This window comes from Mesorhizobium sp. M1217 (genome assembly GCF_040318275.1).
Lineage (GTDB): Bacteria > Pseudomonadota > Alphaproteobacteria > Rhizobiales > Rhizobiaceae > Mesorhizobium.
In genome coordinates this window covers 56675-70490 of the sequence record NZ_JAMYMA010000009.1, presented here as the reverse complement: position 1 = coordinate 70490, position 13816 = coordinate 56675, and the positions used below count along the sequence as shown (strand labels likewise).

Below are 13816 nucleotides of genomic sequence, written 5' to 3'. Positions count from 1 at the left end.
CTGTCCTCTCGCTGAGAAGATCACCCGGAGAAAGCCTGTCTCGCCTAGCAGCAGTTGTTTGGATATGATGGCGAAGGGGTAGCATGGACGACAACGTTTTCCTGGTCAGGTTTTGGGGTGTCCGCGGCAGCATTTCGGTATCAGGGCCAGAATTCTCTCGCTATGGCGGCAACTCAATCTGCGTCGAGATGCGATGCGGTAAGCATACGCTTCTGTTCGACGCAGGCTCTGGCCTACGGCCTGCCGGCGCGGCGCTTCAGGCGTTGGGCGTGACCGATTTCGACCTGCTTTTCACCCATTGCCATTACGATCACATCATCGGGCTGCCGTCCTTTGCGCCGATCTATGACCGGGGCGCCAAGGTTACGCTTTGGTCCGGGCATCTTGCAGGACACATGACGACCCGGCAGATGGTCGATGAGTTCATGCGGCCGCCGTGGTTTCCGGTGAAACTGGAGATCAGCAAGGCAAGCCTCGACTATCGCGATTTTGTATCCGGAGACGTGCTTCGCCCGCGCGAAGGGGTGGTGGTCCGAACCGGCAGTCTTATCCATCCGGGCGGCTGCATAGGCTACCGGGTCGAATGGGGCGGCCGCGTCGTGGCGGTGATCACAGACACTGAGCACGAGCCGGACAAACTCGATCAGACGGTGCTCGGCCTGATCGAAGATGCCGACCTCGTCATTTACGATTGCACCTACACCGAGGAGGAAATGGAACGCCGCCGCGGTTACGGGCACTCGACATGGCAACAGGGCGTCAAGCTCTGTGAGGCGGCCGGTGCGCGGGGGCTTGCGCTGTTTCACCACGATCCGACACGCACCGACAAGGAACTGGACAAGATCGAGAAACTGGCCAAGGACAGGTTTACCGGCGCTTTTGCCGCGCGGGATGGCCAGACGCTCAAACTTCCAGTCTCATTGCGCAAAAAGCGCTGAGCTATTTTCCTCTAGAGCGCTTCACCGTTTCACAGAAGCGGCGAAGCGCTCTATCTCTTTGTTTTGACGCAATTCCAGACGGAAAATCGTTCACACTTTTCCTGGAATTGCTCTACCGGCGCTGCGCCCGATCAATGTCCTGATCGGAAGCCATGCGCAGGCTTCAGTCCGTGCGGTGACGGCGAACAGCCGTTCGAGGAAAAGCCAGGCCGATTCATCGTGTACGAGATGGTGGGTGAGCAGACCGACCGGTTCGCCGCCATCGAATGCATGCTGCAATTGCGCGATGATAGCCTGAACCAATAGGCCGTGATCGCGGCAGCCGCGCGTGCCATGCCAATCCATGATGTCGACATTGCTGTTGATGACCGCCAGTGAAGCACGCCTCGGCGGCCCATAGACCGACAATGCCGCAAATCCTATCGATCCAAGGTCGGATACCAGGCCGGCGTCGATCCTGTTCCAAGGTGGCACCAGCATCGGAACGGTACGTGCGCCGTGCAGGCCGGTTACGTGCGACAGCCCGCGAGCCAGATCATTGAGCACCGCCTCGCGTGGCCGATGCGCGCCGAGCTCCTGCTTTTTCTGGTCCTCGGGCGCATGATTTCGGTGCGCCCAGCCATGGATGGCGACCGTGGCATGCGGCGCCTCGTCAAGCCGGACGACAAGCTTCTCATCAGTCAGGGCCGGAATGACGGCCAGAGTCACCGGAACCGCGAATTCACCGGTGAGGTCGAGCAGCCGATCAAGCGCAGGCGTCGGATCCACGGCGTCATCGTCGCGCAGCCAAAACTCTGCCTTGCGATCTGCCCGTTGCCGGCACGCCAGTTCTTCCACCAAGGGCTGCCAGATCTGATCGGATGTCATGAAACCGGGATCTTCGCAAGGAGTTCGGCCAGCCGCGCCACTGCAGCACCGAGGGAACGTTCTTCGAGGATGAAACGTCTGGCTTCCGCGGCCATGATGGTTCTTTCGTCGTTACGGGCCAGAAGCCTTTCAATGGCAGAAGCGAACGCCGCCACATCGCCCGGCGGGGTGAGAAACCCGGTCTGGCCATCCCGCACGACCTCCGGCACGCCGGCGATGTCCTGAGCCACCACCGGAAGGCCGGCGGCCTGTGCTTCAAGATAGGCAACGCCATAGGCCTCGCCGCAACCCGGCCAGACGTAAATTCCCCCACTGTAGAGGACATCCGGCACGGCGGCTGGCTCAATCGCGCCAAGCCATTCGATACGGTCGGCGGGCAAGCCGGCGAATTGCGCTTTGACCTCGTCACGGGCAGGCCCATCCCCGACGACCGACATGGTCCAGGGCAGGTGGCCGATCGGACCGAGCGCTTGCGCCAGCATGCGATAGCTTTCGACTTTGTCGCCCGGGCGCATCATGGCGACGGTGACGAGGCGCGTCGGACAACTCCGTGCCGGCGTTTCCCGGAATACCGATGTGTCGATGAAGGGCGAAAGCATGCCGAAAGCGGCGTCGGGAATCGCATCTGCCAGTCCCTGACGATCCCTTTGCGTGAAGCAGATGTTCAGCGCTGCCTGTTCGACGGCTCGCGCCACCAACGCTTGCGTATCGGCCCACAAACCGGTGTTGCGCCGCCTCGAATAGGAGGCTTCCGCTGTCACATAGGGGACACCAAAGGCCAACGCCAGCTCGGGCCCGATCAGGTCGGGCGCCTTGTAATAGGGATGATAGGTGAACCACAGACCGGGCTTGCCGTCACGATCCCAAAGCCTTGCCAGCCGCGCGGCTTCCTCCCGGGCCTCGATCTTGAGCGCGTCGAAACTTTTCGAATCCGGTTCGCGTAGATAGAAGCGTAATTCGGATGCTAGTTCGACGCTATGCCCTCCATGCTCCAGCGCCTTGACCAGCATCCGTGCCATCTGGCGGTCGCCGGAGGCAACGGGATGATTGGGCGACTTCAGCGGCGCGTAGAAGGCAATTCGCATCGCCGGACCCTATCATCGGAAAGCCTGCGCAAGTCAATTTCGAAGCATGATCGACTTCACCTTCAAGCAGTGGAATGTGCTATCTGATGCTCATGGAAACAGCTGCCGCGTCCGATCCGTTTGTCGCTTCCCTGCCGGTCTTCGCAAAGTTCGAAAGCGTTGCCGATATCAATAACTATCGGCCTCTCCCCGATGGCTGGGCGCTGGCCACCGCCGACATCGTCGGCTCGACCAAGGCGATCGGGGCTGGGCGCTATAAAACCGTCAATATGGCCGGTGCCAGCGTCATTTCGGCGCTCCTCAATGCGCTGGGTCGGCAAGATCTTCCCTTTGTCTTCGGCGGCGACGGCGCGCTCGTGGCATTTCCCGGCTCGGCGCTGGAGATCACCCGCAACGCGCTGGCGGCTGTCCAGAGATGGGTGGCGGACGAACTGGACCTGACCTTGCGTGCCGCAATCGTGCCGATAAAGGATATAAGAGCGCAAGGCCTCGACGTTCGCGTGGCGAGGTTCCAGGCCTCCGAAGCGGTCTTCTATGCCATGTTCGCCGGCGGTGGCGGCAGTTGGGCGGAAGCCGAGATGAAAGCGGGGCGCTACCGCATCGATCCTGCGCCGGCCGGTGCGCGGCCGGATCTGACCGGCCTCTCCTGCCGCTGGAACCCGATCGAAGCCCGGCACGGCGAAATCGTCTCGATCATAGCCATACCGGGGGCGTCGCGCGACGTGCGCGATTTTCAGTTTCTGGTCTCCGACATCATCGCCCTTGCCGGCAGGCAGGAACGCGATGGCCACCCGGTGCCGGTGAACGGGCCGGGCTACAGTTTGCTGCCCGCCGGCCTCGATATCGAGGCGCGCGCCACGGCGCCGGCAGGACGGCGGTGGCTGTCGAAGCTGTGGATAGTGTTCCTGATGACGCTTACGGCCGTCACCGATAGATATGGCTGGACGATCGGCAGATTCGATCCGAAGATCTACAAACGCGACGTGGCCAGCAATTCGGATTTCCGAAAGTTCGACGACGGCTTGAAGATGACCATCGACGTTGACGCGGATGTGTTGCAACGGATCGAGAACCGGCTGAAACAGGCGGAAGAGGCGGGCATCTGCAACTATGGCCTGCACCGCCAGAAATCGGCCTTGATGACATGCCTCGTCGCCTCGCCGCTGCAGCGCGATCACGTTCATTTCATCGATGGCGCCGCCGGCGGCTATGCGATGGCTGCAGCAAGCCTGAAGGCGAAGGTGCCGGTCTGACAGCTTGCGGACATCGATTTTCCGCAATATGCCTCGGGGTTCTTGGGACCAAGTGAGCCTCGCCATGGAAGCGGACGGGTCTGTCCGAATTAAGGGAAAGCAGATTTTTGGACGCCTCACGATCGACATATGACCGTCTTCTGAACCGGATTTCGACGCGCGCCGCGCAAGTCGGCGTGATCGGACTGGGGTATGTCGGGCTGCCGCTGGCGGTTGCGATCGCACGCGCCGGCTTCCCGGTTTCCGGCTTCGACGTCGAAGCCCAGAAGGTCGAGAGCCTGAACAACGGCCAATCCTATATCGAGGCGGTGACGTCGACAGCCCTTGCCGGCCAGGTGGCGAGCGGACGGTTCCGCGCCACTGCGGATTTTGCTGAACTGGCCGTCTGCGATGTCATCATCATCTGCGTTCCGACACCGCTGACGAAAAACCGTGAGCCGGACCTCTCCTTTGTCAGGAACACGGCAGGCACCATCGCGAAGCATCTGCGTCTCGGCCAACTGATCGTGCTGGAATCGACCACCTATCCCGGCACCACCGACGACGTGATCAAGCCCATACTGGAAGAAACCGGCTTGCGGTCGAAGATAGATTTCTTCCTCGGCTTCTCGCCCGAACGCGAGGATCCCGGCAACCGAAGCTTTGAAGTCGCGACGATCCCCAAGATCGTGGCAGGCGACGGCATTGAAGCGGCGACACTCGTTCAGGCTTTCTACCAGGGCGTGGTCAAGACCGTTGTTCCGGTTTCCACCACGGCGACCGCCGAGGCGGTCAAGCTGACGGAAAACATCTTCCGCTCGGTCAACATAGCCCTGGTCAACGAGTTGAAGGTCGTGCTCGGTGCGATGGGCATAGACATCTGGGAGGTGATCGAGGCGGCAAAGAGCAAGCCCTTCGGCTACATGCCTTTCTATCCCGGCCCCGGACTTGGCGGCCACTGCGTTCCGATCGATCCCTTCTACCTGACGTGGAAGGCGCGCGAATATGAACTGCCGACCCGCTTCATCGAGCTGGCGGCAGAGATCAACACGGCGATGCCGCGTCATGTGGTCGATGAACTGGCGAAGGCGCTGGACCGGCGCTGCGGCAAGGCGCTCAGCCGCTCGCGCATTCTCATCATCGGGCTCGCCTATAAGAAGAATGTGCCCGACATCCGCGAAAGCCCCTCATTGCGGCTCATTGAACTCATCGAGGAATGGGGCGGCAAGGCGGAATTCCACGATCCGCATGTTACGGAGATCCCGACCACACGGGAGCATATGGCGATCAAGGGGCGTCGCTCGGTCGAATTGACCGAGGCGGCCTTGAAGGATTTCGATGCTGTCGTCGTTGCAACCGACCACGACGCGATTGACTATCAGGCGATCGCGGATCACGCTCTTCTGATCGTCGACACACGCAATGTTTTTGGCCGCCTCGGGCTAACCCGAGAGACGGTGGTGAAGGCCTGACGGCGTCCGAGCCGGCGAATTTGTGGCGGATCAAGGAGATTTCGAGATAGCATGAGCACAGCGCAAGCAGAAATTTCTGCCATTCTCATGGATAAGGTTGCCGATTGGCTGACCCAATCGGCGCTGGCGGGCGACGACCTGGAAACATTGGTAAAGGGCTTTTGTGAACGGCTGGCTGCTGCCGGCCTGCCGCTGAGGCGGGTGCATTTGAGCTTTTCGATGCTTCATCCGCTTTATGACGCGCTTGGCTTCACCTGGCTTCGCGGCCAGGGCTTGGAAGTAGAAGGCTTCCGTCATGACGACGGCGTTCCTTCCGACAGATTCCTGACCAGCCCATACTACCATCTGCTCAGCCACAAACTCGACCATCTGCGGCGCCGGCTCGACCCGTCGGTGCCGTCTGAATTTCCTGTTTTCGATGACCTCAAGCTTATGGGCGTCACCGATTACATGGCTTTCGTCCATCCCTTCAGCGGCAACACCAGTCAGGGCATGATCGGGTCTTGGTCCACCGACAGTGCTGCAGGCTTCAGTGACAACATGATTTCGGCGCTGCTGCGGATCCAGAACCATCTCGCTATCGCAACCAAGATGGCGGTGCTCACCAAGCTCGCCGACAACATGATGACCACTTATCTCGGCGGCGACGCCGGCAGGCGGGTGCTGGACGGCCAGATCAAGCGCGGCGAGGGCGACACAATCCGGGCTGCACTGGTCATGGCCGATATGCGCGGGTCGACAAGGCTTGCCGAAACCTCCGGCCGCGAAATCTATATCGATACGCTGAATCAGTTTTTCGATGCCATTGCTGCACCTTTCAATCGCAGAGGCGGGCAGATCATGAGTTTCCTGGGGGATGGCTTCATTGCCGTCTACCCTTGCGAAAGGCACCGTGCGCAGTCCGAGATCGCCTGCCGGGCTGCCCTTGCGGCAGCGCACAAGGCCACCGGGCGCATGATGGATCTCAATCTGCGCAGAAAGGAGCAGCGGTTGGGCGACATTAAATTCGGTATCGGCCTGCATGTCGGCAATGTGATGTTCGGCAATGTCGGGCTTTCCGACCGGCTCACATTCTCTGTCTTTGGCTCGGCTGTAAACGAGGTCCAGCGCCTTCAGACCCTGACCAAGAAATATTCGCACAGCGTTCTCGCCAGCGAAGATTTCGCCGGCTATTGCAGCGCCAACAACTGGCTGACGCTCGGCAAGGAGGAACTGGCGGGCATCAAGCAGAAGCTGACGGTGCTTTCACCCGATTTGTCGGGTGCTCTTGCACTCGATGAAGACGGTGCGCTGGAGCCGATTTACGACCGAATATCGGACGCCGAGCAGGTCATGCTGCTTCATCGCGATGCCGCGCGGCTGTCGGCGGGCGACCCGAGGAAGCTCCAGTAACCGTCACGATCTGATGCGAACGCCTTTGGTATGCAGTCCGGTCGCCGGTTCCGCCGGGGAACTGGCGACCGTTTCGAATCCAAGTTGCTCTAGGCTGGCAATGCGCTAGTCTCGCTTTTCTGGGCCTGCCGACCGGCAGGCCGCCAGAGTGGGGCTGGTGTGAGAATGAATTCGAGCGTTGATCTGCTGCGGATCGAGGATGTTGGCATCTCTTTTGCCATTATAGGGGGACCGTTGCATGCCGTCAGGCGTGCAAATCTTCGCGTCCTGCCCGGCAAGGTTACCGCGCTTGTGGGCGAGTCCGGTTCCGGAAAATCGGTTCTCAGCCAGGCAGTTATGGGCATTTTGCCGAACACAGCCCATGTCCGCGGCCGTATCCTGTTTTCCGATCCTGAAAAGCCCGGCACGACGCAGGATATCCTGCAAATGCCGCGTGACGGACCCGAAATCCGGGCGTTGAGAGGCAGCCGCATCGGCAAGATCTTTCAGGAGCCGATGACATCGCTGTCGCCGTTGCACACGATTGGCAATCAGGTCAGCGAATCCCTGCAGATTCATACGCCCATGGCTCGGGTGGAGCGCAAGGCGCTGACCAAGGAAATGCTCGGCCTTGTCGGCTTTCCCAACCCCAAGCGCGCCTATGACATGTATCCCTTTGAACTTTCGGGAGGATTGCGTCAACGCGCAATGATCGCCATGGCGCTTATCTGCCGGCCCGCCCTGTTGATCGCCGACGAGCCGACGACGGCGTTGGACGTCACCATCCAGGCGCAAATCCTGCAATTGCTGCGCGAGCTTCAGACGAAGCTGAACATGGCGATGCTGCTGATCACGCACGACCTTGGCGTGGTCGCCAATGTCGCCGACGAGGTGGTGGTCATGTACCATGGCGAGATCATGGAAGCGGGACCTGTGGAGGCGATATTCCGCCGGCCAGGTCACCCTTACCTGAAGGGCCTGATGGCAGCCGTTCCGCATTTCGACCTGAAGCCTGGCGAAAGGCTAAAGGCGCTCCGCGAGGTGCCGGTGAATGTCGGGAACCTGCTCGGCAAGCAGACGGCGCTGGCATCGAAGGGGCCGGACGACATCCTGCTGTCGGTCAGCGATCTGACAAAGACCTTCACGATCCGCAAGTCCGGATGGTTCGGCGGAGATCATCAAACCCCTGTTCGCGCCGTGGACGGCGTGAGCTTCGATATCAGGCGGGGTGAGTGCCTGGGTCTTGTCGGCGAAAGCGGCTCCGGCAAAACCACGGTCAGCAAGATCCTCATGCGGGCTGTCACCCCTAGCGGCGGCTCTGTGATCTTCAACGGCCGCGATGGTCCGATCGACGTCTTGGAAGCCGAGGGAGACGCCCTGCGCCTGCTGCGCGCGAAAATCCAGATGGTCTTCCAGGACCCGGTTTCGTCGCTTTCACCTCGCATGACGGTGGAGAACATCTTGAGCGAGCCGCTGGAAATCCATCAACGTGGCAATGCCGCGTCCCGACTCGCCACGGTCAAGAGCCTGATGCAGGCAATCGGGCTCGATCCGCGCTTCATAAAGCGTTATCCGCACAGTTTCTCCGGCGGGCAGCGTCAGCGTATCGGCATCGCGCGCGCGTTGGCGCTGGGACCTGAACTCCTGATCTGCGACGAGCCGGTTTCGGCACTCGATGTCTCTGTCCAGGCGCAGATTCTGAACCTTCTGAAGGACCTGCAGAAGGAACTGGGCCTGACCTACCTGTTCATATCCCACAACCTGGCGGTGGTGGACTACATGGCAGACCGCATCGCGGTGATGTGCGGCGGGCGTATCGTCGAGCTCGCGCCGCGCGAAATTCTGCTTAGGAAACCTATCCACCCCTACACGCGCTCACTGGTCGCCGCAGTACCTTTCCCCGATCTCGACAGGCCGATGGATTTCAAGACGCTGAAGCTCAGCGGCGCTTCCGACACCAGCGCATGGGGACCGCAATTCCGCGACGAGGGCGACGAGGATATGCTGTTGCCGCTCGATCTTGGCGGCGGCCACCTCGTGCTGGCCCGACGTTCGGCCGATGTCAGCGAGCTACGCCATTGATCAGCCGGCGCACCGTCCTTGGGCTCATGGCTTCGGCATTTCTGCCGGGCACGTTGCGCGCCGGCGATCTGGAGCCGGAATTTCTTCAGCCGCAGCTGAAGGCCAGGGCGCTGCCGGCCCTCGCCGAACGCCTGCCCAAGCGCCCGCGCGCATTGAATCTCGCTGCGATGGGTCGGCAGCCCGGCCAGTATGGCGGCACGCTGCGCACGATCATCGGCAGCCAGAAAGATATCCGGATGATGACGATCTACGGGTACGCTCGCCTGGTCGGCTATGACGAAAAGCTTAACTTGCAAGCCGACATTCTCGAAAGTTTCGATGTAGCGGATGATCGTGTCTTCACTTTCAAGATACGGGAAGGACATAAATGGTCTGACGGTAGCCTGCTGACGCCGGAGGATTTTCGCTATTGCTGGGAAGATGTCTGGCTGAACGATGAGCTTTCGCAAGGCGGGCTCGCCCCGGCCCTGCTGGCGGATGGCAAGCCGCCACGCTTCGAGATCGTCGATCCGTCGACGGTCCGCTATAGTTGGGATGCGCCCAATCCCGACTTCCTGCCCAAGCTCGCCGCTGCTTCGCCGATATCGCTTGTTCTGCCAGCCGCCTATCTCAAGCAGTTCCACAAGAAATACCAGGATCCATTCCGGCTCGCCGGCCTAATGAAGGAGAACCGGGCCCAGAAATGGACGCTCCTGCATATCCGCATGTCGCGGCAGTATCGCCCGGAGAACCCGGAACTGCCGACGCTCGATCCCTGGCAGAACCGGACCAAGCCGCCGGCCGAGCAATTCGTCTTCGAGCGCAACCCGTTCTTTCATCGAATAGACGAGAATGGCCGGCAACTGCCCTATGTTGACCGGATCGTCATGAATGTCAGCTCGTCGGCGATCATCTCCGCCAAGACCGGTGCGGGCGAGAGCGACCTGCAATGTATGGGAATTGACTTCAGCGATTACTCCTTCCTGAAAGACGCGGAGAAGCGCTACCCTGTGAAGATGCATCTCTGGAAACGCACACAGGGTTCGCGGCTGGCGCTGCTGCCCAATCTGAATTGTGCCGACCAGGTGTGGCGTGGCCTTTTTCGTGACGTGCGAGTGCGCCGCGCACTTTCGCTCGCTGTGGACAGGCGCGAGATCAATTTGGCTGTGTTCTACGGATTGGCGCAGGAAAGTGCCGATACGGTCCTGCCGGAGAGCCCGCTCTACCGGCCGGAATTCGCGAAAGCCTGGGTCGCCCATGATCCCGACCAGGCCAATGCCCTGCTCGACGAGGTCGGGCTTCAGGCGCGTGACGATGACGGCCTGCGGATACTTCCCGACGGACGCCCGGCGCAGCTCGTAGTGGAAACGGCCGGCGAAAGCACGCTGGAAACCGACGCGCTCGAGCTCATCACCGATCACTGGCGCAAGATCGGCATCGCCCTGTTCATCCGGACTTCGCAGCGCGACATCTTCCGCAGCCGCGCGCTTGGTGGCCAGATCGTGATGTCGATGTGGTCGGGCATCGACAATGGCGTACCGACCGCCGACATGAACCCGTACCAACTGGCCCCCACCGTCGACGACCAGCTGCAATGGCCGCTCTGGGGTGCTCACTACTTGTCTCATGGCAAGGTCGGTGAAGCGCCCGATCTTCCGCCTGTGGTCGAGTTGATGGCTTTACTCAAGCGCTGGAACGCATCGACCGAAGCCACGGAGCGCGCCGAAATCTGGAATTCAATGCTGTCGATCTATACCGATCAGGTGTTTTCGATCGGCACGGTGAACGGAACGCATCAGCCGATTCTGGCGTCCTCGCGGCTGCGCAATCTGCCTGACAAGGCGCTCTACGGCTACGACCCGACCGCCTATTTCGGTGTCTACATGCCGGATACATTCTGGCTTGGAGAGTCCTGAGCGTGCTTCGATATTTTGTCTGGCGCATCGCCGTGATGGTTCCAACGCTGCTGGTCATATCGGCACTGGTGTTCACGATCATCGAACTTCCACCAGGCGACTATTTCGACAGCTATGTTGCCGAGCTTCGGGCTCAGGGCGAAGCGGTGGATTCCGATCGCATCGAGATGATGCGCAAGGAATATGGTTTCGACCAGCCACCGGTCATTCGCTACTTCTACTGGGTCGGCGGGATGCTGCACGGCGATTTCGGCTATTCCTTCGAATATGAGCTGCCGGTTCGCGACGTCGTCGGGGACCGAATGTGGCTGACCGTGCTGGTTTCCTTCGTCACGATCATCTTTACCTGGCTCATAGCCTTTCCGATCGGCATGTACTCCGCCACGCATCAATACAGCTGGGGCGACTACGGCCTGACTTTGTTCGGCCTTCTCGGCCTAGCCATTCCGAACTTCATGCTGGCGCTGATCCTGATGTATTTCGCCAACATCTGGTTCGGCACGTCCATCGGCCATCTCATGGACCAGCAATATCTCGGCGAGCCGATGAGTTGGGCCAAGGCGAAGTCGATCCTCGCCCATCTCTGGATCCCGGTCTTGATCATCGGCACCGGGGGCACGGCAAGTATGATCCGGCGGCTGCGCGCCAATCTGCTCGATGAGCTACATAAGCAATATGTCGTGACCGCGCGCGCCAAAGGCCTTCATCCCTTCAGGGCGCTGGTCAAATATCCGCTGCGCATGGCGCTCAATTTCTTCATTTCAGACATCGGCTCTATCCTGCCGGCCATCATCTCCGGCGCCGAAATCACGGCGATCGTGCTGTCTTTGGAAACGACCGGGCCGATGCTGATCAAGGCGCTCCAAAGCCAGGACATGTATCTGGCAGGGTCGTTCCTGATGTTCCTCGCCTTCCTGACGGTCATCGGCGTCCTGATTTCCGACCTGGCGCTGGCGCTACTTGATCCGCGAATTCGTTTGCAAGGCGGCAGCACCAAATGAACACGCAATCGCCGCTGCCCGCTCCGGGTGCCCCACTGCAACACTACGTTTCCATCGCGCCCTTTGACCTGCAGTCGGTCGAGGTGATGACGCCGGAGCAGTCGAAGGTCTTTCAGGCGTCGCAGTTGCGGCTGATGTGGTGGAAATTCCGGAAGCACCGGCTTGCCGTCATATCCGGCATATTCCTGGCGGCGCTTTATTTCGGGATACTGATCTGCGAGTTCCTGGCGCCCTACAATCTGCACACGCGCAACATGGACTACATCTATTCACCGCCGCAGCGGGTGCACCTGTTCCACAACGGCCAGTTCGTCGGGCCGTTCGTCTATGGCCGTCAGATGACGCTGGATATGGACACGCTCAAGCGGAACTACATCGAGAAACAGGATGATGTTCAGCGGATCCGTTTCTTCTGCAAGGGCGACAGTTACCGGTTCTGGGGCCTGATCGAAGGTGACAGGCATTTTGTCTGTCCTGCCGAAAACGGCCAGCTCTTTCTGGCGGGCACTGACAGGCTGGGGCGCGATGTGCTCTCGCGCATCATCTATGGTGCACGCATTTCACTGACAATCGGCCTCGTCGGCATCAGTTTCAGCTTCCTGCTCGGCATTGTCATCGGCGGACTGGCCGGCTATCACGGCGGTATCTTCGACCTGATCGTTCAACGGATAATCGAAGTTCTGCAATCGATCCCCAGCATTCCGCTATGGCTGGCACTGGCGGCGATCATGCCGATAACCTGGAGTCCGATCCTGATCTATTTCGGCATCACCGTCATCCTCGGGCTGCTCGACTGGACCGGACTGGCGCGGGCCGTGCGTTCAAAGCTTCTAGCCTTGCGCGAGGAGGATTACGTTCTGGCCGCGCAATTGATGGGCGCCAGAAGCAGCCGCATCATCGGGCGGCATCTCATTCCCGGCTTCATGTCGCATCTGATCGCGACGGCGACGATCTCCATACCCGGCATGATCCTGGGCGAGACGGCGCTGAGCTTCCTCGGGCTCGGCCTGAGGGCGCCGATAACCAGCTGGGGCATCCTGCTCACCGAGGCGCGCAGCGTCAGCGTCATCGCGTTCTATCCATGGCTGCTTTTGCCGATGCTCCCCGTCATTCTCGTCATCTTGGCGTTCAACTTCCTCGGCGACGGCTTGCGGGACGCCGCAGACCCCTACAAGTGAGATCGCTATTCCGCCGCGCGCCGTGCCGCCGACTCGACCCGGTATGGTCCTTGTCAGCGGCCTGTTCGCTTGTTGCAATGTTCATCGTTCGCCTCGGCAAGACTCGATCTGGGTTTAACACGTCGGCGTCGGGTTTCAGCCGCGAAACGCTCTGGTCGGGGGCAGTTGATTTCGTGGACTGGTTCAGGACATACAATCGCACATGAGTCGCCTCGACAGTTTCATCCGGAGGATGACCGCACAGCGCGACATACTCGATCATGTCTGCGCCGAGGTGGCGAAAATGGAGGGGCCTGTGCTCGAGCTCGGCCTCGGCAATGGCCGGACGTTCCACCATCTGCGCGAGCGCCTGCCCGGACGCCGGATCGTAGCGTTCGACCGCGCACTTGCCGCACACGCCAACTCAATTCCCGAAGCGGAAAATCTCGTGCTCGGCGAAATACGCGAGACCGCGAGCAGGTTCATTGGCATCGACGCCGCTCTTGTTCATGCCGACATCGGCACTGGCTATGAAGATCGCGATGCAGTGACCCTTACCTGGCTTCCCGATCTGACCGCGCGCCTGCTTCGCGTCGGCGGCATCGCGGTCAGCGGCATGCCGTTAGATCATCCGCAGTTGCAACGCCTCCCGCCGCCGCCTTCGGTGCCCGCCGATCGTTATTTTATCTGTAGGCGCGTGTGAGGGGCCGAGACGA

At 60.6% G+C, this 13816-nt stretch carries 11 protein-coding genes; 9 read left to right on the top strand and 2 right to left on the bottom strand.

What is annotated here, in order from left to right; all coding sequences use genetic code 11:
• The first annotated feature begins 83 nt into the window (after nt 1-83).
• Nucleotides 84-938: an MBL fold metallo-hydrolase gene (locus tag NKH37_RS16860; RefSeq protein ID WP_352715985.1), complete on the top strand. Its 855-nt coding sequence runs from the start codon at nt 84-86 to the stop codon at nt 936-938.
• 90 nt (nt 939-1028) lie between these two features.
• On the opposite strand, the gene NKH37_RS16855 is transcribed toward NKH37_RS16860, so the two are convergent.
• Both NKH37_RS16855 and NKH37_RS16850 read right to left on the bottom strand, forming a co-directional pair.
• Complete coding sequence (locus tag NKH37_RS16855) at nt 1029-1805, bottom strand: polysaccharide deacetylase family protein (protein WP_352590461.1); 777 nt, start codon at nt 1803-1805, stop codon at nt 1029-1031.
• Nucleotides 1802-2890: a glycosyltransferase family 4 protein gene (locus NKH37_RS16850; protein WP_352715988.1), complete on the bottom strand. Its 1089-nt coding sequence runs from the start codon at nt 2888-2890 to the stop codon at nt 1802-1804. Before NKH37_RS16850 ends, NKH37_RS16855 begins: the two co-directional genes overlap by 4 nt.
• A gap of 92 nt (nt 2891-2982) precedes the next feature.
• On the opposite strand from NKH37_RS16850, the gene NKH37_RS16845 reads away from it, so the two are divergent.
• From NKH37_RS16845 to NKH37_RS16810, 8 genes are all read left to right on the top strand, one after another.
• Complete coding sequence (locus tag NKH37_RS16845) at nt 2983-4143, top strand: DUF3095 domain-containing protein (RefSeq protein ID WP_353005092.1); 1161 nt, start codon at nt 2983-2985, stop codon at nt 4141-4143.
• A gap of 107 nt (nt 4144-4250) precedes the next feature.
• Nucleotides 4251-5594 (top strand): nucleotide sugar dehydrogenase, encoded by a 1344-nt coding sequence (locus NKH37_RS16840; RefSeq protein WP_031193288.1) that lies wholly within the window; start codon nt 4251-4253, stop codon nt 5592-5594.
• 51 nt (nt 5595-5645) lie between these two features.
• Nucleotides 5646-6986, top strand: a complete 1341-nt coding sequence (locus NKH37_RS16835) for an adenylate/guanylate cyclase domain-containing protein (protein ID WP_352590470.1) — start codon at nt 5646-5648, stop codon at nt 6984-6986.
• A gap of 165 nt (nt 6987-7151) precedes the next feature.
• Nucleotides 7152-9047, top strand: a complete 1896-nt coding sequence (locus tag NKH37_RS16830; protein WP_352715995.1) for an ABC transporter ATP-binding protein — start codon at nt 7152-7154, stop codon at nt 9045-9047.
• On the top strand, nt 9044-10942 hold the full coding sequence (locus NKH37_RS16825; protein ID WP_023716524.1) for an ABC transporter substrate-binding protein: 1899 nt from the start codon (nt 9044-9046) through the stop codon (nt 10940-10942). Before NKH37_RS16830 ends, NKH37_RS16825 begins: the two co-directional genes overlap by 4 nt.
• 2 nt (nt 10943-10944) lie before the next feature.
• The gene (locus NKH37_RS16820; RefSeq protein ID WP_023716523.1) at nt 10945-11943 is read left to right on the top strand and encodes an ABC transporter permease; all 999 of its coding nucleotides are present in this window, start codon (nt 10945-10947) and stop codon (nt 11941-11943) included.
• Entirely contained in the window at nt 11940-13121 is a 1182-nt protein-coding gene (locus NKH37_RS16815; protein ID WP_353005066.1) for an ABC transporter permease, read from the top strand. The genes NKH37_RS16820 and NKH37_RS16815 overlap by 4 nt, the downstream gene beginning before the upstream one ends.
• 202 nt (nt 13122-13323) lie before the next feature.
• Nucleotides 13324-13803 carry a class I SAM-dependent methyltransferase gene (locus tag NKH37_RS16810; protein ID WP_353005067.1) on the top strand — a complete coding sequence of 160 codons (480 nt, stop codon included), beginning with the start codon at nt 13324-13326 and terminating at the stop codon, nt 13801-13803.
• The last annotated feature ends 13 nt before the right edge of the window (nt 13804-13816 follow it).

Excerpts from the sequence above, each read along its gene's own strand:
- NKH37_RS16860 (WP_352715985.1), top strand. The coding sequence starts at position 84 with ATGGACGACAACGTTTTCCTGGTCAGGTTTTGGGGTGTCCGCGGCAGC.
- NKH37_RS16855 (WP_352590461.1), bottom strand. The coding sequence starts at position 1,805 with ATGACATCCGATCAGATCTGGCAGCCCTTGGTGGAAGAACTGGCGTGC.
- NKH37_RS16850 (WP_352715988.1), bottom strand. The coding sequence starts at position 2,890 with ATGCGAATTGCCTTCTACGCGCCGCTGAAGTCGCCCAATCATCCCGTT.
- NKH37_RS16845 (WP_353005092.1), top strand. The coding sequence starts at position 2,983 with ATGGAAACAGCTGCCGCGTCCGATCCGTTTGTCGCTTCCCTGCCGGTC.
- NKH37_RS16835 (WP_352590470.1), top strand. The coding sequence starts at position 5,646 with ATGAGCACAGCGCAAGCAGAAATTTCTGCCATTCTCATGGATAAGGTT.
- NKH37_RS16830 (WP_352715995.1), top strand. The coding sequence starts at position 7,152 with ATGAATTCGAGCGTTGATCTGCTGCGGATCGAGGATGTTGGCATCTCT.
- NKH37_RS16815 (WP_353005066.1), top strand. The coding sequence starts at position 11,940 with ATGAACACGCAATCGCCGCTGCCCGCTCCGGGTGCCCCACTGCAACAC.
- NKH37_RS16810 (WP_353005067.1), top strand. The coding sequence starts at position 13,324 with ATGAGTCGCCTCGACAGTTTCATCCGGAGGATGACCGCACAGCGCGAC.